Origin of the sequence: Acetobacter conturbans (genome assembly GCF_011516755.1) — a bacterium.
Lineage (GTDB): Bacteria > Pseudomonadota > Alphaproteobacteria > Acetobacterales > Acetobacteraceae > Acetobacter > Acetobacter conturbans.
In genome coordinates this window covers 1-19,445 of sequence record NZ_WOSY01000002.1, presented here as the reverse complement: position 1 = coordinate 19,445, position 19,445 = coordinate 1, and the positions used below count along the sequence as shown (strand labels likewise).

Sequence of the window (19,445 nt, the reverse complement as noted above, 5' to 3'; positions counted from 1 at the left end):
CCTACCGCAAAGACCGCTTACACAAAAGACCTTCACATCAGCCGGTTATCCACATGTACAAAAAAAGATGGCACCTCCGAAGAGATGCCATCTTTTCATAATCAGACTAAGACCGGCTTAATCAGCTGTCGGTGTTACGACGACGGATCGCGGCACCCAGAATGTCGCCAAGCGACGCGCCGCTGTCAGACGAGCCATATTCGTTGATCGCCTGCTTGTCTTCGTCCTGCTCACGACCACGAATGGTCAGAGCAAGCTTCCGGCCTGCACGATCGACGGACACGATCTTCGCATCGACGCGCTCACCGATGGCGAAACGCTCCGGACGCTGTTCGGCCTTGTCACGGGCCAGCTCGGTGCGACGGATGAAGCCGGACAGCACATCGTCAACCTTGACTTCGATGCCGTTGGCCTGAACTGCCGTCACCACGCAGGTCACGATCGCACCCTTCTGAACGCCCGTCAGAGCGTCAGCGGCCGGATCTTCATGAAGCTGCTTGATGCCGAGAGAGATACGCTCTTTCTCCACATCCACGTCGAGGACCTTGGCCTGAACGACCTGACCCTTTTCGTAGTTCTTCATGGCTTCTTCGCCAGCTTCGTCCCATGACAGGTCGGACATGTGAACCATGCCGTCGATGTCTGCGGACAGGCCGATGAACAGACCGAACTCGGTGATGTTGCGGATCTCGCCTTCGACGATCGAGCCAACCTTGTGCTCTTCCGCGAACTGCTCCCACGGATTGCGCTGAACCTGCTTCAGGCCAAGCGAAATACGACGCTTCGCGCTGTCCACATCCAGAACCATGACGTCGACTTCCTGAGAGGTAGCGACGATCTTGCCCGGATGGACGTTCTTCTTCGTCCAGGACATTTCGGAAACGTGCACCAGACCTTCGACGCCCGGCTCCAGTTCGACGAACGCACCGTAATCGGTGATGTTCGTGACCCGACCCGTGAAGCGTGCGCCCGGCGGATACTTGAGCGCCACGTTCTCCCACGGATCAGCTTCAAGCTGCTTCATGCCGAGAGAAATACGCTGCGTGTCCGGGTTGAAGCGGATGACCTGCACGCGAACCGGCTGACCGATCTGCAGAGCTTCGGACGGGTGGTTGATGCGCTTCCAGGCGATGTCGGTGACATGCAGAAGACCGTCAACGCCGCCGAGATCAACGAACGCACCGTAGTCGGTGATGTTCTTGACCACGCCGTCGAGGATCATGCCTTCCTTCAGGCCCTGAATCAGCTCGCTGCGCTGCTCGGCACGCGTCTCTTCGAGAACGGCACGACGCGAAACGACGATGTTGCCGCGAGCGCGGTCCATCTTCAGGATCTGGAACGGCTGCGGAACGCCCATCAGCGGGGTCACATCGCGAACCGGACGGATATCGACCTGGCTACCCGGAAGGAACGCCATAGCGCCGCCGAGATCAACCGTGAAGCCGCCCTTGACGCGACCGTAGATCGTGCCGTTGACGCGCTGGTTGGCCTCGAAAGCCTTCTCAAGGTTGGTCCATGCTTCCTCGCGGCGAGCTTTCTCGCGCGACAGAACGATGGAACCATCACGATCTTCGTAACGCTCAATGTAGAGCTCGACGATATCGCCCGGCTTGATTTCAGGAGGCATGCCCGGGGGGCCGAACTCGCGCAGGGCCACGCGGCCTTCGCTCTTCAGGCCGACGTCAACAATCGCGAAATCATCGGTCAGGCGGACAATGCAGCCCTTGACCACCGATCCTTCAAAACCGCTGTCCTGTCCGAGCGTCTCATCGAGCAGAGTCGCGAAATCTTCACCGTGGAAATGATCGGTGGCTGTCTGTGTGGCTGAAGCCATGTAGAAACTGTTTCCCTGTCAGGGCCGAGACCCCGACATGCCTGCGCTTCGCATATTGGCGCGAAACGACTTGCCTGCCTGCACTTTCGCAGCGCAGGCTGCTGTCAGATATGCTTCTCCGCGACCACCGCAGAGAACTGGGGGATGAAAGACACCTCCACCCCTGCGCCTGTCAAGAAAATAACGGTTTTCAGCGCATAACGAAGCCGAGACAGGCAGGCGAGGAGAATATCACAACAGCCATTTCATAGTGACGGTGCTAGTGGCCGGACAGAGGATGGTGAAATGCCTGCTGCTTCGGTTCGCCGCCCGCAATCCCTTTACTCGTCCCGCATGCGCACCGCCGGGGTCGCGCAACAAAAATTTCTCCTCTCCTCCTCATCTGAGTGTTGGCGCTTTAACTCTCCTGACAGACAGCTCATCCCGTCGGCCGCTTCTGAGAGTGCGGCATCGCGATTCACAGTCGAGATTGCATTGAGGCCGCATGCCCTGAGCCAATGGCTGCATCACAAGAGATGACAATCCGTTACAATTGATCCTATAGGCTGCATTTCCGTTTTACGGGGCAGAGGAGTAGACACGCCTGATGGTCCAGTGCGCCTATTTTCGAGACAGTCACCCTGCCCGCCCCGCTGCGCGGCAGAAAGGCATGCCCGGTGTGGGAATGACCCATCGGTGCTGAAACTCGATACTATTGATCGGTATGTGCTGCGTCAGCTTTTGCTGGCGCTGGTCGCAACGACAGGTGGTCTTTCCGCCCTGATCTGGCTCACCCAGTCTCTGCGCTTCGTCTCGCTGGTGGTGGGACGCGGCCTGTCGCTCGGGGTGTTCCTTGAACTGACCAGCCTCATGGTGCCGTCTTTCGTGGCGGTAGTCCTGCCGATCACGACCTTTGTGGTGACGCTGTTCGTCTATCACCGTCTTGCCGGAGACCGTGAACTGACGGTCATGCGGGCAGCCGGATTGTCCCCTTTCGCCCTTGCGAGACCCGGATTGATCTGCGCCACGATCGCGATGATCGTGACGTTCGCCCTCAATCTCTGGATCGTCCCGGCCTCCTACCATCAGTTCAAGCAGTATGAATTTCAGATCCGCAACAAGATGGCCGCATTCATGTTGCAGGAAGGCGTTTTCACCAAAATTTCCGAAGCGCTGACGGTTTATATTCGCGAACGGAATCATGACGGAACGCTAAAGGGAATCATGATCGAGGATGACCGGGTTGCGAACAGCCGCGCCACCATATTCGCGGAAAGCGGGACCATGGTGATCGTCGATGATCAGCCACGCGTCGTGCTTTATGACGGTTCCCGGCAGGTCATCGATCCCAAGACCGGGCGCCTGACCATGCTGCTGTTCGATCGCAATACCCTTGATCTGACCTCCAGCAAAAATCAGGAAATCCGTTCCAGAGATGCTTCGGAAATGTCGCTGAGCGAATTGCTGCATCCCGACCCCGCGCAGGTTCGGGCGCGCGATGTCGGTAAACTTGCCGTGGAGGGATGGAGGCGCATCACCACCCCCTTCACCGCTTTTTCCTTCGCCATGATCGGTCTGGTCGCCATCCTGCGTGGGGCATTTTCACGACATGGAAACGTCACCCGACCGCTCGGCGCCGTGCTGACTGTGGTGGGGCTTCTCGCGCTCAGCCTGCTCCTCCAGAACCTCGGCGGACGCAATATGACGCTGATTCCACTCATTCTGCTCGAATCCGTCGTGCCGGGAATTGTCTGCGCCGTGATGCTGTTCGGCCCGGAGATCCGTTCCGGTCGTGAAGCCGCCAGCCAGCAGGTTCAGGGGAACTGAACATGTTTTTCACGACGGTTCCCGTCACGCTCTCGCTCTATATTGCGCGTCAGTTTCTCTTTTCCGTGCTGGCGATGACAGCATCGCTGACCGGTATTGTCTGCCTCTTCGATTTCATCGACCTGCTGCGCCGTGTCGCCACAAAGCCGGACGTGCCAACCAGTCTCGTCACCAAGATCGCCGGGCTGCATATTCCCTATTTCTATATGGAGATCATGCCATTCGGTGTCCTGCTGGGCGGTATCATCTGCTTCTGGCGCCTCACCCGTTCATCGGAACTGATTGTCGCGCGGGCGTCCGGCATTTCGGCATGGCAATTTCTCGCGGCCCCTCTCGCCTGCTCCCTCATTCTCGGGGCTCTGACGACAGGCGTGGTTTCACCTCTTTCGTCCATCATGTACGCGCGCGCCGAAGCGCTGGACGACCAGTACCTTCGTTCAGGTGGTGGCCCCCTCAGCCTGTCAGGCGCGTCTCTCTGGCTGCGTCAGCTCGATTCCGGCCTCGACGCGCGTGGCGTTGCGATCCTCCATTCGCGAGACACGCATCTGGAAGGCGACGTCCTCTCCATTCACGACATCAGCGTCTTTCGCATCGACCAGTCCGGGCATATGATCTTGCGGATTGAGGCTCCTTCCGGACGACTGGAAACAGGCCGCTGGCTTCTTGAGAACGCTCGCATCCTGCAACCGTATGAACTTCCGGGGCCACCCCGGACCCTGTCGCTGGCCACCGATCTCACTCTTCATCGTGTGCAGGAAAGTTTCGCTTCACCGGAAACGCTTTCGGTATGGGCGATGCCGAGTTTCATCGCCATGCTTGACCGTTCAGGGTTTTCCTCGATTCGCCATCGGTTGCATTTTGAATCACTTCTGGCGCTTCCCGTACTGGCCGGAACGATGTCACTGGTGGCGGCTGGCTTCTCAATGCGTCCCAGTCGGCGTGGAGGTGTGGCCAAAATGATAGGCTCCGGCGTAGGAGCAGGCTTTCTGTTGTTCACAGTCTCGAAAGTTGCTGAACAATTTGGTAACTCGGGGGCCCTGCCGCCGTTGCTTGCGGCATGGGCGCCAACCGGAGCCGGTCTCTGTCTGGCTGTCTCGCTGCTACTGCACCTGGAGGACGGCTGATTGCCCTTTCCCGCACCTCGTTCCAAGAAACGACCATCGCGTCATTTTCGACGCGTGGCTGCGGCGCTTATGCGGCGGACGGGGGCTTCCTCGGCTCATGACTGCGAAACGGCCGGCTCAGGGCAGCGCGCGCTCTGGCTCAGTCTGGGACTGAGCTCCGCTACCGTCATGTCGGGCGTATGGAGTGAGGCTGCGAAGGCGCAGTTCAGGCCGGCGCCGGTGCACATCAACACAGGCAGCACCGCCACCAGCAAAGGCCAGCCCGTTACGTTTCAGGCGGATCACGTCAGTTACGACGACCACGCCGGAGTGGTCACATGGACAGGCAACGTTCAGGTCTGGCAGGTGGATCACGTTCTGCGGGCCGACAAGATCACCTACGACAGGAACACAGGCATCATCGCCGCCACGGGCAATGTGGCGTCCAGCCAGCCTGACGGATCGGTGCTGTTCTCGCATTATGCGGAACTGACCGGCGACATGCATGAAGGGATCATGACGCAGGTCCATGCGATCCTGCCGGCCGACAATGCGAAACTCGCCGCCAACGGCCTGCGTCGCACGAGCGGCAAGATCAACGATCTTACCCGCGCGGTGTACACAGCCTGCGAAATCTGCGCAGAGCACCCCACCCGGGCGCCTTTCTGGCAGTTGCGGGCCTATGACGCGACGCAGGATCTGGAACATCAGCGGATCGATTTCCGGGATACCTATATGGATATCCTCGGCATCCCGGTTTTTTACACGCCCTTCTTTTCGATGACCGATCCTTCCGCGAAACGACGCAGCGGTTTCCTCATGGTCGGCGTGACGCCGCATGACCGGTATCTCGGCACCTATTTCACGATCCCCTATTACTGGGTGATCGACGATTCGTCCGACATCACGTTGCAGGCCCTTATCGCCACGAAAACCGGCCCCCAGATCAGCGCTCTCTATAGAAAGGAGCTCAACTTCGGCTCCCTGCGCGTCCGTGGCGGCCTTGCTTATGATACGCACCGCCAGAGTGGATATACGAACGACTTCGGCGAGCAGGTCGGGGCGCAGAGCGACCACGGCATTCAGGGATATATTTTCGCCAAAGGCAGTTTCTCCCTCACGCACGCATGGCGAGCAGGGTTCGATGCCCGTCTGGCGACCAGCGCCAACTATATGCGTGACTATCGCATTCCCGGTTATGGCGGCGATACGCTCAATTCGAACGTCTACGTTGAAGGGTTCGGAACAGGCGCTTATTCCAAGCTGGATGCCCAGTACTATCAGGGCCTGAACCGCGGCGTTATCCGCAATAACGAACTACCGTTCGTCCTGCCTCACTACGAATACGGTTTCAACTCGCAGCCAGATCCTCTGGGTGGCCGACTGACCGTTAATAGCAACGATTTCTATGTCTACCGCTCGCAAGGCACGCGCGATCAGCGCGCCGAAGTGCAGGTGAACTGGAACCGTCCGTTCCGCAATAGCTGGGGCCAGAAATTCCTGGTCACAGCCCGTCTGGACAGCATGCTCTACCACGCTTCCAGACTGTATCAGCAGCCGAACTATTACCAGTATTACAAATCGACCACCGCAGGGCAGGTCGTGCCGACGCTCGCGGTCAAGATGAACTGGCCTTTTGTCCGGCGTTTCATGAAGGGTCACGGATCGCAGATTTTAGAGCCGATCGCGCAGGCCATCTACGCTCCCAATCAGGGTGGCGGAGCTGATCGACGCCTGCCGAATGAAGACAGCCTCAATTATGAGTTCACTGACACGACGCTGTTTGCGCTCAATCGCTATCAGGGAACTGATCGTATTGACGGCGGTCTGCGAGCCAATGTCGGTGTGCATGGCAACTGGACATGGAATGGCCATGTCGTGGACGTGCTGGCGGGAGAAAGCTTCCAGGAGCACGTCCAGCGTGATCGCATCCCTTATTCCGGGCTGAACCACCATCTTTCCGACGTGGTTGCCCGCGCTCGCGTCGATGCCACGCGGTATTTCGGCGTAACCGGTCGTGTTCGCATTGATCCGCATACAGGCCGCGTCGATTTTGCCGATGCGCTGTTCAACCTGAGCCTGCCGCATTTCAGCCTTAACGGCGGCTACGTGCGTGAACCGATCACGCCTTACTATTATTACGTGAACGATTTCCGGAACGGTGGCTCCCCGACATCGCTCTATTACGCGCCGACCAATGAACTGAGCGGCGGCGTATCCACCACCTGGACCAACTGGCACGCTTCGTTCTTTGCGCGACGCGCTCTTTCCCGGCATGAGTTCGCGACACTGGGTGGCGACGTCGGCTATATGAACGACTGCCTTGGGCTCGACCTGATGTATCTGAAACAATATACCGAAATCGGTGGTCAGCGCCGTTATTCCACCGTTCTGCTGACCCTGTCGCTCAAGACCATTGGTGCATTTGGAATGAAGTGACCGGTCTGCAAACGATATTCATCGTGCTCCGAAGCAGGGGCACGCTTCAAAAATGTCCAAGGGTTGGGTAAAAGCGAATTCCCGATCGTTCAGGTGAGAGACCAATCTGCATGCGACTGAGCCTTTCCGTAACAGGGTCCACCCTGGCCCTTGTGGTTGCTCTTGGTTCTGTCGTGATTCCTGCTGCCGATGCAGCCATGCCGCGCCATGGGCGACATCAGCAGGATACATCGACCGACACCACGGCACAGGATACGGGCGTCCCCGATACGGAGAGCGTCTCCCAGGTGAAGCCTGAGCAGCTACAGCTCGGGAAAACCGAAGATACGATCATCGCCATCATCAATGACATCCCCCTGACAAAGCGTGATGTGGACAATCGTGGACGGCTCTTCGTGCTGTCGACCGGGTTGCCGCTAAGCGAGGACGTGATGGAGCGCATGCGTCCGCAGATCGTGCGTCAGCTGATCGACGAACGCCTTCGCACGCAGGAAATCCTTGGCCGCCACATCAACGTGTCGCCTGAACAGATCGCCGATGCCATCGCCAGCATCGAAAAGCGAAACGGGATGGAACCCAATGCGCTTCGGAACAGGCTGGCAAAGGATGGCGTGTCACTGACGACGCTCATCGACCAGATCCGGGTGCAGATCGGCTGGATGCAGGTGCTGCGCCAGGAACTGGGCGCGCGGTCGCGGATGACTTCCCTCGAAATCTCCCAGCGTCAGGAAGCCCTGCGGAGACAGGAAGGGAGACCGGAGTATCTTATCAGTGAAATTTTTGTTCCCGTGGCTGATCCCCGTCACAGCGAGAGCGAGCTGAAATTCACCGAGACCGTCATTCAGGAACTCCGCAGCGGAGCCCCCTTCCCGATCGTCGCGGCGCAGTTCTCTCAGGCACAGAGCGCGCTGGATGGCGGCTCCATGGGGTGGGTGCAGGAAGACAGTCTCGATCCTGAAGTTGTCGCCATGGTGCGCAAGATGCCGCAGGATGCGATTTCCAACCCCATCAAGGTCGCGGGTGGATATGTGATTGCCACCGTTGCAGACAAACGCATCATCGGCCATCAGCCCGGCACCGTTCTCGACGTCCGGCAGGCGTTCCTGCCGTTCAGCACCCCGCTTAATCCCCAGACACCGACAGACCAGCAGCGTCAGGTACTGGAAAAAGCGGTGCATCTCACGCAGAGCGTACACTCCTGTGAAGAAATCACTGCCGCCAACAAGCAACTTGGCGAAGTCCGTCCTTCTAATCCGGGCGAACTGCAGCTTGAGCGCCTGAACCCGCAGATGCAGCAGATTCTCGGGACATTGCCGACGGGGAAAACCACCCGTCCGCTGGTGTCGCAGGACGGCATCGATATCCTGATGGTCTGCGGCAAGAAGACGAAAAACTTCGCGGATCGTACACCCAGTGAAATCGCCGACCAGTTGCTGAACGAGCGTGTCGAACAGACAGCCCGCCAGCTTGACCGTGACCTGCACCGTCGAGCGGTGATCGAAATGCGTGGGACACCCTGATCCGGTGACTATCCGCAAACCCCGGGAACCTCTGGCCGCCGTCATCAATCGGCATAACCTTGCCGCGCGCCACTCGCTCGGTCAGCACTTTCTGCTTGATCCGGGCATCACCGACCGCATTGTCGAACTGTCCGCGCCACTCGCCGGACGGCACGTGGTGGAAGTCGGCCCCGGCCCCGGTGGCCTGACGCGGGCTTTGCTGGACAGTGATGTCGCTTCCGTCGTGGCTGTGGAAGTGGACAGCCGCGCCATCACCCTGATCGAGGAACTCGTCAGCGAAGATCCCGCACGACTGAGTCTGGTGCAGGCTGATGCAACGTCACTTGACCTGACGACACTCTGCCCCGCTCCCCGGCGGATCGTTGCGAACCTGCCTTATAATGTGGCCACTCCCCTGCTCATCGGCTGGCTCCGGCAGGCAGCGCAATGGGAACGCCTGACCCTCATGTTCCAGCTTGAAGTCGCTGAGCGCATTTGTGCGGAACCGGGAAGTGATCATTTTGGTCGACTTGGGGTGATTTCCCAATGGTGCGCGATGTGTTCTCCCATTATGCGGCTTCCGCCGGGTGCCTTTTCCCCGCCCCCCAAAGTCTGGTCAACCGTGGTGGAAATAACGCCTCACGCAAACCAGCCTTCTCCTGAACTGTTTCGGGCCATGGAAACCGTGACGGCGGCGGCATTCGGGCAGCGACGCAAGATGCTGCGTGGGTCACTGAAACGCATAGGCGGAGAACGCCTGCTGGCCGCAGCTGGAATTGACGGTTCACGCCGTGCGGAAACCCTCCATATCGAGGAGTTCAGCCGTCTGGCCCACTGTGTTCTGGAAAATTCGCCTTCCACCAGAGCCTGAAGGCAGGCTTGCATTTTAAAGCCGAAGAGTGAAAGCTTTTGCCTCACCCCCACGGGGAGAGAAAGCCGTGTCCGAACGGATCAGCACACTACCGAAAATCGTCATTGCCCACGCCATTTTCGATATCAAACCGCTTGTGGATACCTGGGACGAGCCCACGGACTGCGTCTGGGTGAAGAACAAGACGGATCTGCTCGCCCGACTTCCCGAAGCCGACATCCTTGTGACCATGACGCTCTGGGAAAACCGCTACCTTGAAATGGCTCCAAAACTGAAATTCGTTCAGGCCATGTCCTCGGGGATGGACCAGTATGATGTGGAGGCGTTCCGCAAACACGCGGTGCATCTTGCCAGTGCGAGAGGTGTGAACGCCAATGCTGTGGCCGAACATGCTCTGGCCCTGATGCTCTCCCTCTCACGGCGACTTCCGGAAGCACGGGATGATCAGCACGACGCTTTCTGGCGCAAGATGGGAAACGATCCGGGCGAACGCAGACGGGAACTTGCTGGTAGCCATGTAGTAATTGTTGGATTTGGTGAGATCGGCAGACGGATTGCACAACTATGCCTTGCCTTTGGACAGCGTGTCACCGTCGTGCGAAGAAATAGCGCGGAAGAGACCGGTTTACCCATTCGTGTCGTGGGAGACGCCGAACTGGCGCAGGTTGCCGGAGAGGCGGATTATCTCGTCCTCGCCTGTCCCGCTACCCCCGAAACCACGGGCCTTATCAACGCCGAAATCCTGCAGCGAATGAAGCCCAGCGCCAGCGTTATCAACGTTGCACGGGGATCGGTGGTGGTGGAAGACCATCTGATCGCGGCTTTGCATGAAAAACGGATTGCAGCGGCCGCACTCGACACATTCCAGCAAGAACCTCTGCCCAGTGCTTCACCTCTGTGGAAGATGGGCAACGTGGTCATCACCCCCCACGGGGCGGGCGACACGACTGCCTATGAAACGCGTGTCGCCGACATTCTGCATCAGAATATCCACCGACTGACGGCGGGTTCACCGCTCATCAATCAGATCGCCTAGAGGGTCTTATGCACTTTGCGTGAGCAGATTGGCAGCATTCCTGAGCATGAAGCCTGCGAAGGCGACTATGTGCATTGCCGCGAGTGTTGACGCCCATCGCTCATAATCCTTTACGAGCCGCCTGAATCGTGGTGCCCATGCGAATGACCTCTCTACGATCCAGCGGCGTGACAAAAGCACGAAGCCACGTTTTTCCTGAGGTAGTCTGACGATTTCGAGAGTGATATCCTGCTCTTCAGCGGCTCTGGCCGCTTTTGATCCGGTATAACCCTGATCGACCCATGCCTATTCAACCCTTCCCTGCGTGGCCAACTGAAGGGCTTCAGCCAACCGTCCGACCTCTGCGCGATCATCCCTGTTTGCCGGCGTTACATGTGAAGTCAGGAGATGGCCCAAGGTATCGACCGCCATGTGCAGATTCGATCCCATCTTTCTCTTTGCACCTCCATAGCCGGACCGAGCCCCACTTTCCGGGGTTGAACGCAGTGTTCTACTGTCAATGATCGCAGTTGTCGTCTCGGCCTTCTTTCCGGCCGCAATACGCAGAACAGCCCGAAGATCATGAACCGGAGCCTCGAAACATCCGGTCTCGATCCAGCGCCGGGACTGCTGATAAACCGCAGACCACGGCGGAAGATTATTCTGCATCGCACGCCACACAATACCGTAACGGATCACATACCGAAGGCCGTTGAACAACTCACGCAGATCATGACCGCCACGGATTCCACCCTCCCGGCCGCCAGCCCCTCCATCATCCGGGCGAAAACACCAATTGCACCCCAACGCTTCCAGCGATTGTAAAGCGTCTTGTGGGGGCCGTAATCTTTCGGAGCATCCCGTCAGCGCAATCCATGGCGATTGACGAAAATAATCCCGCTCAGTACGCGACGGTCATCAACCCGCAGTTTGCCATGGCTCTTTGGAGTAGAGCTGAAGCCGCGTCATCTACTTGTCCATCAGCCAATACAGGTCGCTCATCTCCAGTCTCCTCACAGAGCCTGAATCAAAATCTTACCCATAAATCAATGGGGCTTGAGCCTAGACAAAGGGTTGATGTAAGCGTCGATATTCTGATGATTCTTGTATGCATTATAACGAACATTGAAGTTATCGGCGTTCTCAGTCGATCCGTAAAGAGAATCAAGACCAGACTTTTTTTCGAAAATCTTGTTGTTATCAGCAAGGTTCAGAAGGTGGGTTCCCTCAAGAAAGTGTTTGTAGGTGACGGAACTGATCCCGACACGGTGAGCCATGATGGCAATCGCATCCGGCTGAGTGGCGGGATCTTCAATGTAGGCAACGATACGGTTCCATATCTGTACAATACTCCGCCAGTCTTTCTCTTGGCGTTTCAGGCTGAGCGGATCAATCGCAAGTGTATCGTAGATAAGGCCTGGCGCATCATGAGAGGTGAAAATGGGGTGTGCGCCGGAAACCGCGCGTAGGGCCTGACCAGCCGCTGGTTGCCAAACCCCGATGGCAGCCACACTACCGGACTCAAGAACCTGAGGGGTTTCATTTGTGGCAGTCTGCACGATATCAACGGATTTTTCCGTCATTCCATATTTCTGGAGTGCCGTCAGTAACAGCAAATGATCCACCAGACCGGTTTCAACGGCAACTTTTTGGCCCTTGAGACCGGGTATGCCGTTCACATCTTTGGTGGCAATGATCATGTCGTTGCCATCCGAATAATCATTGAGCATGATTATTATGCTCTTGTGCCCGTTCGCGCCCGTTGTGAGCACATCACCATTGGTGGCGCTTATGGCATCAAGTTTTCCAGCGACGTAGGCATCCAGCATTGCACCGTAATCAAACCATACAAAATCGACATCAATATTTTGTTCCTGAAACCAGTGTTTATCAATAGCGATCTGCCACGCCACGCTACCGGGCCAGTCACTATATCCAATATGCAGTGTTTCCGATTTTGCTGTTCCGGACAGACCTATGACGCCGAAAGATAAGGCTGCAAAAAGGTTTTTCCACTTAGAGAGTATATTCATTGCTGTTCTCCTCGTATTGGGAGTGTGCGCGGCCACAGCATGGGCTTGAAACAAGGAGGTGGACGATATCTTCTTGTCTCATCTTCAGCGTGGAAATAAGCGTAAGGCATCGCTTTCATGTTGGCGGAGTATTGCCATTCTCCTGCATGCGGCCTTTGTGCTGCAACACATCAAGAACACTAATGAAATTTTGGGAGTTGCCGACCGTCCCAAACAGTGTTGAGGGGTCACGGATGATACTTACCGCAGCGTCCTTCAGTTCATACGTGACAGAAGCTGTTGCGTCTTCCAGAAGAAGGTTATCGAAACCTCGGTCGGCGGCTTCCCTCATGGATGTGTGGACACAGCATTCCGTAGTGACTCCGACAAAGACCAGGTGGTGAATGCCATTATTACGGAGGATGTGCTCCATCTCTGTCCCGTAGAAACAGCCGCTCCCGACCTTATCGATGATTGTATCGCCCGGATGGGGGGCGAGTTCGGGAATGATCTGGTGCCCGGGTTCTCCGCGTGTCAGCACGCGTCCAAGGGATGTGTATTCTCCTACTCCCGCGCCATCATACGCCAGTTGAGTCCGGAACTTCTTGACGTCCGTAAGGTCCGAACCATCAACTCGATGACCTTCTCGGGTGTAGATGATCTTCATGCCCACGGAGCGCGCAGCTGCAAGCACAAGGGCAATGGGTTCAATAGGTTCTCGCATCAATGGGAGTGCGGAGGTCAGGCTTGCGACCCACCCGCCTTCGGCACAGAAATCCATCTGCATGTCGATGACAACAATCGCAGTTTCTGAGGCGATGATATCTCCACTAAATGGAAAATCATAAGCTGTTGCGGGCACCTGTAATGGCATTGCTTGCTTTCCTGGGTGGTCGTCATCAAAGAGAAATCGAAGTTTCAGGGTAAAGGAGTTGTCCTTGTTGCCGAGCTGCGTCTGAGGATCATTCCGTGACAGGAAGGCACGGCAGCATTCCGAGGCTCCTGACGTGACAGGACACTAAGGTTATGGATGATATATAGAGAAGATGGAAAAAATAGATACTTGCCATAATTATGAAGTATACCATGTGTGGTTCTGGCCGCACGTCGGTCAGTGGGAGGTGTCAAAATGGATCGATCCAGCAAACTTCAGCCGCAGAGAGAGCAGCGGTTTGTTCGACAGGTAGACTGGAATCTGTTTCGGCAATTTCATGAAATCGTTCGTGCTGGCAGCGTCAGTGCTGCAGCGAGATACCTTCATACCCATCAGCCGGGCCTAAGCCTGGCGCTGAAGAGACTTGAAGAGCAGGTCGGCGTACCGTTGTGCCGCCGTACTCCACAGGGTGTAGAGCTCACACCTGCGGGCAAGATGGTCTTTGAACAGGTTACAGATGTTGTTGAAGCTATCAAAATGGTTCCGCATGTGGCCATGCAGGCCGCAAAGCGTATCGAAGGTACCCTGCGGCTGGGAATGATTTCCGATATCACGTCCGGAGAACTTGATGAGGCCTTGTCATCCTTCGTGCGCCGTCACCCGGATGTCACACTCCAGATCGACATTGGTACATGGCGGGGCGTGTTGGACGCGGTTGCAGCAGGTGAATGTGATGTTGGTGTCACATACGAAAGCGACTCCGTTCCCAAGATACGTTACGAACCGATGGTACGTGAGAGTCAGCAGCTTTACTGTGGACGCAGTCATCCGCTTTTCGGTAGTTCCATTCGTAATCCGGCCACGCTGGCCGATGAGCGTTTCATTCTTGCCGTCGCAGATGAGCCAAAGGATGTGGAACGTTTCCGGCTTCATTACGATTTGGGTAAGAACACTGTTGCCTATGCCGATGATCTTACTGAAGCGATGCGTCTCATCAGACTGAGTGCAGGAATCGGATTTCTACCCACAATCGTCGCGGAACCTCTGGGAGAAAGGTTATGGCCACTTTTGCCCGTTTCATTGCTGCCGGACTATTTCATCTATCTGATTACCTCGGCGGCTGTTCCGCTTTCGACACCTGCCCAGCTTTTCCACGAGGAAATGCTTCGGCGTCTTCGTGCTAAACCGGAGTTCAGATGAATAGGCAAAGCTTTTTTGGAATTGAATTAATTGGGAAATAAATTTTCCTGATGTTCAGGATGTCGCAATTAGTTGAAAGACGCTTTTTCCAGAAAATGAAGGCATACACGGTGAGAAGTGATGATCATGAGCTAGGGCTTATGGGGATTCACGAGGAGTCTGGATTGTCATTCAAGCTTCTGATGGAACGTTTTGTGCTGACGAACGCCCAATGGGCGCAGATGGAACCGCATTGTCTGGGCAAACCGACTGATCCTGAACGCAGTGGGAGGGAGAATCGGCTGCTCATGGAAGGCGTGTTGTGGATTGTCCGAACCGGGCAGTCCGTGGCGGTGCCTGCCTGCAGTGTTCGGCAACTGAAGCACGGCATTCCGACGCTTCAGCGACGGCCCCAATGCCGATGTTTTCAAACGGATTTTTGATACTCTGTCCGATGAACCTGACACGGAATACATGATGATCGACATTACGCTCGTGCGCGCCCACCAGCATAGTGTGGGAGCTCGTAAAAAAGAGGCGGCGATCAGGCCATCGCACGATCTCGTGGCGGACTGACCACGAAAATCCATGTTATGATCGATGCCGCAGGAAAGACTGTAGTCCTTTCCCTGGCACCCGGGCAAAGGGCGGAGATTACCTAAGCAGCTTCTCTCCTGGATGAAGTCGATCCCGAAGCCTTCATCGCTGACCCACTCATCGAAATCCTCGACGAAAGAGGAAACACACCGATCATCCCCCAAAGAGAAACGGTCGCAATCCACGAAATATCAGTTTCTCTCTTTATAAATACAGCAACACCATCTAAAGGTTCTTCGCCAGACTAAAGCAGTTCAGGGGCATCGCAACACGCTACGATAAGCTGAAATTAACCTGCCTCGCAGCAGTGCAGCTTGTCTCTGCCGTCATCAGCCTTAACTGGCGAAACTCCCTAGAAACCGGTCCGTTCAGTCCTTGAGGAATGGCCGTCCCTGATGCGCCTCAAGGAAGTCATGCATGTCGGTCGCATGCTCTTCTTCCTGCGCAAGAATTCTCTCAAGCATGATGCGCGTTGTCGGGTCCTTGTCGCTGAAATAACGGATCAGCTCGCGGTAATGCTCGACCGCGATCCTTTCGGCCACAAGATTTTGCTTAATCATGTCGACCAGCGGTCCGGCCTTGCCATATTCAGCCGCGGAACGGGAAGCCAGACCTTCAGGGTTCATGTCCGGGACGCCGCCCAGCTGATCAATGCGCTCAGCGGCCCACAGCATGTGGGTCTGTTCTTCCTGCGCATGCTTGGAAAATTCAGCGGCAATGCTCTCGCTGTTGATGCCGGAAGCGGCGATGGCATTCATCTGGTAACGGAGAGTACAGACAATTTCCGTCGCCACCACCGTCTGGAGCAGATCGATGGCCTTCTTCACATCGCCTTTATAGGCCGGCGTAATCGCACCTTCGCCGAGCGATTTCCGGGCCCGTTCCCGAAGAGTCTGGATGTCGGTCAGAAAGGTGTTGTCAGCGTCGGCTGTTTTCGTGCTCATGAATCAATTTCTCCTCTTCTCCGATTTCAACGAGATTGAGGAGAAGAGGTTTCAAATGATGTCACGGAAAAATATTCATCTCTTTTCTCAGCTCGATCAGGTGCTTTTCCTGAAATCCGGTAGCGACGACATACAGTTCACTTGAATCCTTCCTGCTGGCTGGCGGCTTTGCGTGGCGGACGCTTGTGAATACTCTCTTCATCAGAGCAAGCATCTGCTTCTCCGACCCGCCCTGAAACACCTTTGTGACGAACCCGCCACCTTCTGCGAGCACGTCAAAGGCGAAATCCAGTGCGCCTTCAGCCAGCCCGATGATCCGGATATGATCCGTGGGGGCATGACCTGTCGTGTTCGGAGCCATGTCGGAAAGCACAAGATCTGCTTTGCCGCCAAGTATTTCTATCAGGCGGTCCGGCAGTGCCGGATCGGTAAAGTCACCTTCTATGATCTCGGCACCGGCCACAGGATCGACAGGCAGAAGGTCGACGCCCACCACGCGCGCAGCGCCGCGTTTCACGGCAACCTGGGTCCATCCTCCCGGTGCCGCGCCCAGATCAACAACGCGCTGTCCCGGCTGGATCAGGTGGAAGCGGTCATCCAGTTCAATCAGCTTGAACGCTGCGCGAGAACGCCAGCCCTGCTTGTGCGCAGCCTGAACGTACGGATCATTTAACTGGCGGGCCAGCCACCGCTGCTGACCTGTTGTCTTGCCGCGGGTTTTCTTGACCATCACCGACTTGGAACGGACGCTCCGTAGAGTGACGCCGTCGGTTTCGCTGCCATTCGTTCCCGGAAGCGCGCTCACGCGTACGGCGCGACGGCCCGGAACCCGTGGTGCCAAGGGTGATGGTGAATCCGTGGTGGATTTCCCGTTTTTCGAACCTGAATGTGGTGGTCTTGCTGTCACGACTGAATGAACTTCACTTCTGTTTATTTATTGTAAGATGTCGATGTCAGCCGACGGTGCTCTGAGAAGACTGATCCCTGAGGGAAGAGCGGTCTTCCGCCATCATCTGCAAAAGCAGACCATCACGAAGACCCCGGTCAGCCACGACCACGCTGGCAGGCCACAGCGACAGAAAAGCATCGAAAATCGCACAGCCGGGCATGACGTAGGTTGCTCGCTCTGCACCGATACAAGGATGCACGCGCATCCCCTCCATGCCCATGCGATGCAAGCGACCGATCGCATTCCGCGCATTGTCGGGTTTCAGGCAGTATCCATCGACAGCATGCCGGATATAACGTGGAAGATCGAGATCAAGACTGGCAAGGGTCGTTACCGTGCCGCTGGTGCCGACAACCCGGACGCCTCCCTCTTCCACTCTTTGGCGGATCTGATGCGTCTCTTCAAAATCCGTAAGATACTGCCGAACCTGCGTCACCATTGCCTTGTACACACCGGGCCGTCGGTGTGGAAAGAGTTCCGCCAGTGTGATGACGCCCACAGGCAGACTGACAAAGCTGACCACTTCGTGTTTGCGCGCCTTCTTGTCCAGCCGAACCCAGGCAATCTCCGTCGAGCCGCCGCCTACGTCCAGAAGAAGCCCCCATTTCGGAGCTGCCTCTGCGGTGGACGTTTCCGCCCCTCCGTGCAGGAGAGCCGCGCAACTTTCCACGGCAAGCTCAGCTTCCTCACGCCCGGAAATGATCTCGAATTCAAGACCTGTTTCCTGCCGTATGCGCTCAACGAAATCACGGCCGTTTCGTGCCCGACGGCACGCTTCAGTAGCAACAGCACGCAGACGAACAGGTCTGTGGCGGCCCAGACGGCTGTTACAGACATGCAACGCCTCAAGCGTGCGGACCATTGCCGCTTCGTTGAGTTCTCCCGTTAATTGAAGGCCTTCCCCCAGCCGAACAATACGGCTGTAACTATCCAGCACGCGAAAACCTGCGTGGGTCCGGGAAGCAACCATCAGACGGCAGTTATTGGTTCCCAGATCCAGTGCCGCGCAAACTTCACCGCCCTCCTTCCGGTCAAAGCGACCACCCAGACGAGAGGACGAACTCTCCGACACATGCGTAGGAAAAGACCGGCCTGAAACGCCGGACCCTGCTGCCATGATCGAAGCGTGAAGAGCGTCCGCTCCCTTACTCCGGTTATCGGAGCCAGAAAAATGTGGATGAGAGGGAGAAATCGCAAAACGATTCGTAAGCGCCTTCTGACCCCTGGGCCAGGCGCCGGTGCGGTCCATACGTCTGGTTCCTTTTCAAGATAGGGTTAAGGCGAATTTAAGGCGATAGTTCAGGAAAAGAGGCTTTCCGGCAAGCAAAAACTGGCAAGGCAGCCGAAAAAGCATTTTAAGGGGTTGCCTCTCCCGGGAGCCGATGCTACGAGGCTGCCACACCGACGGAACGACGGTTTTGACGTTGTTTCGATCCCCTGCTGGGGGATAGTTTAGCGGTAGAACTACCGGCTCTGACCCGGTCAGCCCTGGTTCGAATCCAGGTCCCCCAGCCATTTTTTCCCGTAAATTGACGTAGCTATTCTCCTAGATCTCTTTTCAGATCATGGATATTTCGACACGCATCTGCCGCTAGCTTCGTGCCAAACGTGGCTCAGGCCATCCGCTACTCCTCTTTGTATCAATGAGAACCACTAATCGCACGTCGCTAAAAAGTCTTGTGCGGGCAGTGTGACGTCAAACGGACATTTCACGACGAGCAGGATATGGCTGGCAGTGGAATTATATTTAAAACCACCCAGAATTATTGAATCAGGAACTATTGCCTTCTCAATCCTTCATCTTCCTACATGTTTATTTGGAAGATGAAGAATGAAGACAAAAATTCACTAATACCCAATACTATACAGAAATACCGAGTATATTAAGAACAGTTTTCACTCCCATCGAAGAAAGCGCTTAGCTTCCCCGACTGTTTCCGTTTCCTATGAGGCCCCTATCAAGAGCCCTCCTTAATCCTCGACACAACCAATAAGCCGGGCATCACATCAGCAGACCTTCCCGAACGACATCTCGGGGTTTTACCTGATATAATCAGGCTGCTCACGATCGAGCTTGCGGCGCAGGGCCTGCCAGACCAGATGGCCCTTGTCGTCATAGGCTTCAAATTGCCGGCGTGCCCGCAGGACATAATCCTCCGACGGAATACACATCGGAGCACCCGTGGCCTGCACCGACATCTGGATGCGGCAAGCCTGCTCCAGATACCAGATCCGGTAGAATGTCTGCGCCACGGTTTCACCCACCGTCATCAGGCCATGGTTCTGCAGAATCAGGCCGATATTATCGCCCAGATCACGAACC

General features: G+C 56.3%; 14 protein-coding genes, 1 tRNA gene and 3 pseudogenes. 9 read left to right on the top strand and 9 right to left on the bottom strand.

The window, feature by feature from the left end; all coding sequences use genetic code 11:
* Nucleotides 1–121: 121 nt before the first annotated feature.
* Nucleotides 122–1,834 (bottom strand): 30S ribosomal protein S1, encoded by a 1,713-nt coding sequence (gene rpsA, locus GOB81_RS02155; protein ID WP_173568744.1) that lies wholly within the window; start codon nucleotides 1,832–1,834, stop codon nucleotides 122–124.
* A 675-nt stretch (nucleotides 1,835–2,509) separates the two neighbouring features.
* On the opposite strand from rpsA, the gene lptF reads away from it, so the two are divergent.
* From lptF to GOB81_RS02125, 6 genes are all read left to right on the top strand, one after another.
* Nucleotides 2,510–3,640: an LPS export ABC transporter permease LptF gene (gene lptF / locus GOB81_RS02150; protein WP_173568743.1), complete on the top strand. Its 1,131-nt coding sequence runs from the start codon at nucleotides 2,510–2,512 to the stop codon at nucleotides 3,638–3,640.
* Nucleotides 3,641–3,642: 2 nt separating this feature from the next.
* Complete coding sequence (gene lptG, locus GOB81_RS02145) at nucleotides 3,643–4,764, top strand: LPS export ABC transporter permease LptG (RefSeq protein WP_173568742.1); 1,122 nt, start codon at nucleotides 3,643–3,645, stop codon at nucleotides 4,762–4,764.
* Between the two features lie 69 nt (nucleotides 4,765–4,833).
* Complete coding sequence (locus GOB81_RS02140) at nucleotides 4,834–7,182, top strand: LPS-assembly protein LptD (protein ID WP_173568963.1); 2,349 nt, start codon at nucleotides 4,834–4,836, stop codon at nucleotides 7,180–7,182.
* A gap of 110 nt (nucleotides 7,183–7,292) precedes the next feature.
* Entirely contained in the window at nucleotides 7,293–8,702 is a 1,410-nt protein-coding gene (locus tag GOB81_RS02135) for a peptidylprolyl isomerase (protein ID WP_242009997.1), read from the top strand.
* Nucleotides 8,703–8,706: 4 nt separating this feature from the next.
* Nucleotides 8,707–9,552: a 16S rRNA (adenine(1518)-N(6)/adenine(1519)-N(6))-dimethyltransferase RsmA gene (gene rsmA / locus GOB81_RS02130; RefSeq protein ID WP_173568741.1), complete on the top strand. Its 846-nt coding sequence runs from the start codon at nucleotides 8,707–8,709 to the stop codon at nucleotides 9,550–9,552.
* A 67-nt stretch (nucleotides 9,553–9,619) separates the two neighbouring features.
* Nucleotides 9,620–10,588 (top strand): NAD(P)-dependent oxidoreductase, encoded by a 969-nt coding sequence (locus GOB81_RS02125; protein ID WP_173568740.1) that lies wholly within the window; start codon nucleotides 9,620–9,622, stop codon nucleotides 10,586–10,588.
* 6 nt (nucleotides 10,589–10,594) lie between these two features.
* Here the strand turns inward: GOB81_RS02125 and GOB81_RS02120 are convergent.
* The 4 genes and pseudogenes from GOB81_RS02120 to GOB81_RS02105 form a co-directional block, all read right to left on the bottom strand.
* Nucleotides 10,595–11,326, bottom strand: a pseudogene (locus GOB81_RS02120) (IS5 family transposase); the annotation flags it as partial.
* A pseudogene (locus GOB81_RS02115) lies at nucleotides 11,296–11,536 on the bottom strand (transposase); the annotation flags it as partial. The pseudogenes GOB81_RS02120 and GOB81_RS02115, both read right to left, overlap by 31 nt.
* A 77-nt stretch (nucleotides 11,537–11,613) precedes the next feature.
* Nucleotides 11,614–12,600, bottom strand: a complete 987-nt coding sequence (locus tag GOB81_RS02110) for an ABC transporter substrate-binding protein (RefSeq protein WP_173568739.1) — start codon at nucleotides 12,598–12,600, stop codon at nucleotides 11,614–11,616.
* 115 nt (nucleotides 12,601–12,715) lie between these two features.
* The gene (locus GOB81_RS02105; protein WP_173568738.1) at nucleotides 12,716–13,453 is read right to left on the bottom strand and encodes a cysteine hydrolase family protein; all 738 of its coding nucleotides are present in this window, start codon (nucleotides 13,451–13,453) and stop codon (nucleotides 12,716–12,718) included.
* 216 nt (nucleotides 13,454–13,669) lie between these two features.
* Between GOB81_RS02105 and GOB81_RS02100 the strand changes: the two genes are divergently transcribed.
* Together GOB81_RS02100 and GOB81_RS02095 are read left to right on the top strand one after the other, a co-directional pair.
* Nucleotides 13,670–14,653, top strand: a complete 984-nt coding sequence (locus tag GOB81_RS02100; RefSeq protein WP_173568737.1) for a LysR substrate-binding domain-containing protein — start codon at nucleotides 13,670–13,672, stop codon at nucleotides 14,651–14,653.
* A 182-nt stretch (nucleotides 14,654–14,835) separates the two neighbouring features.
* A pseudogene (locus GOB81_RS02095) lies at nucleotides 14,836–15,608 on the top strand (IS5 family transposase).
* Here GOB81_RS02095 and GOB81_RS02090 read toward each other — a convergent pair.
* The 3 genes from GOB81_RS02090 to GOB81_RS02080 all read right to left on the bottom strand — a co-directional run bounded on the left by GOB81_RS02090 (nucleotide 15,598) and on the right by GOB81_RS02080 (nucleotide 18,239).
* Nucleotides 15,598–16,173: a ferritin-like domain-containing protein gene (locus GOB81_RS02090; protein WP_173568736.1), complete on the bottom strand. Its 576-nt coding sequence runs from the start codon at nucleotides 16,171–16,173 to the stop codon at nucleotides 15,598–15,600. The pseudogene GOB81_RS02095 and the gene GOB81_RS02090 overlap by 11 nt on opposite strands.
* A 61-nt stretch (nucleotides 16,174–16,234) precedes the next feature.
* Nucleotides 16,235–17,014 carry an RlmE family RNA methyltransferase gene (locus GOB81_RS02085; protein WP_194299764.1) on the bottom strand — a complete coding sequence of 260 codons (780 nt, stop codon included), beginning with the start codon at nucleotides 17,012–17,014 and terminating at the stop codon, nucleotides 16,235–16,237.
* 112 nt (nucleotides 17,015–17,126) lie between these two features.
* Nucleotides 17,127–18,239, bottom strand: coding sequence for a Ppx/GppA phosphatase family protein (locus tag GOB81_RS02080; RefSeq protein WP_173568734.1), 1,113 nt, complete (start codon nucleotides 18,237–18,239; stop codon nucleotides 17,127–17,129).
* 324 nt (nucleotides 18,240–18,563) lie between these two features.
* Between GOB81_RS02080 and GOB81_RS02075 the strand changes: the two genes are divergently transcribed.
* Nucleotides 18,564–18,637: transfer RNA gene (locus tag GOB81_RS02075), tRNA-Gln, on the top strand.
* Between the two features lie 525 nt (nucleotides 18,638–19,162).
* Here the strand turns inward: GOB81_RS02075 and GOB81_RS02070 are convergent.
* Nucleotides 19,163–19,445: class II aldolase/adducin family protein (locus GOB81_RS02070; RefSeq protein ID WP_173568733.1), on the bottom strand; the 283-nt coding region annotated here is incomplete at its 5' end.

Excerpts from the sequence above, each read along its gene's own strand:
- rpsA (WP_173568744.1), bottom strand. The coding sequence starts at position 1,834 with ATGGCTTCAGCCACACAGACAGCCACCGATCATTTCCACGGTGAAGAT.
- lptG (WP_173568742.1), top strand. The coding sequence starts at position 3,643 with ATGTTTTTCACGACGGTTCCCGTCACGCTCTCGCTCTATATTGCGCGT.
- GOB81_RS02140 (WP_173568963.1), top strand. The coding sequence starts at position 4,834 with ATGCGGCGGACGGGGGCTTCCTCGGCTCATGACTGCGAAACGGCCGGC.
- GOB81_RS02135 (WP_242009997.1), top strand. The coding sequence starts at position 7,293 with ATGCGACTGAGCCTTTCCGTAACAGGGTCCACCCTGGCCCTTGTGGTT.
- GOB81_RS02110 (WP_173568739.1), bottom strand. The coding sequence starts at position 12,600 with ATGAATATACTCTCTAAGTGGAAAAACCTTTTTGCAGCCTTATCTTTC.
- GOB81_RS02105 (WP_173568738.1), bottom strand. The coding sequence starts at position 13,453 with ATGCCATTACAGGTGCCCGCAACAGCTTATGATTTTCCATTTAGTGGA.
- GOB81_RS02090 (WP_173568736.1), bottom strand. The coding sequence starts at position 16,173 with ATGAGCACGAAAACAGCCGACGCTGACAACACCTTTCTGACCGACATC.
- GOB81_RS02080 (WP_173568734.1), bottom strand. The coding sequence starts at position 18,239 with ATGGCAGCAGGGTCCGGCGTTTCAGGCCGGTCTTTTCCTACGCATGTG.